This is a genomic window from Streptobacillus ratti (assembly GCF_001891165.1).
Lineage (GTDB): Bacteria > Fusobacteriota > Fusobacteriia > Fusobacteriales > Leptotrichiaceae > Streptobacillus > Streptobacillus ratti.
Window position 1 is genome coordinate 1 of the sequence record NZ_LKKW01000112.1, and the last position, 300, is coordinate 300.

Here is a 300-nt window from a genome sequence, read left to right on the forward strand (position 1 = left end):
GCATTAGTTAGTCCACTCTCTAATCCATCAATATAGCTTTTATATTGATTAAAGTATGTTCCACTTTTTAAATAATCTCCTTTTTGAGCTCCATTTACATTATTAGGTGGATTATCTTTTCCAAGACCTATTAAGGTTTTAGCAACTCCATTTAAGTCAAATCCGTATAGCCCTCTTTTTTCTTCATCATTATCTTGTTTACCATATTCAGATAATTTACCAAATAATCCTGTTGATACGGCTTTTTGAGGTCCACCTAATTCTATATTAGTATTATTATAATCATACTCAACATTAGCA

At 30.0% G+C, this 300-nt stretch carries 1 protein-coding gene; it reads right to left on the bottom strand.

Annotated features, from left to right (window positions below):
• Positions 1-300, bottom strand: a 300-nt coding sequence (locus BT993_RS07005; RefSeq protein ID WP_143604335.1) for a hypothetical protein, incomplete at both ends; no start/stop codon positions are given.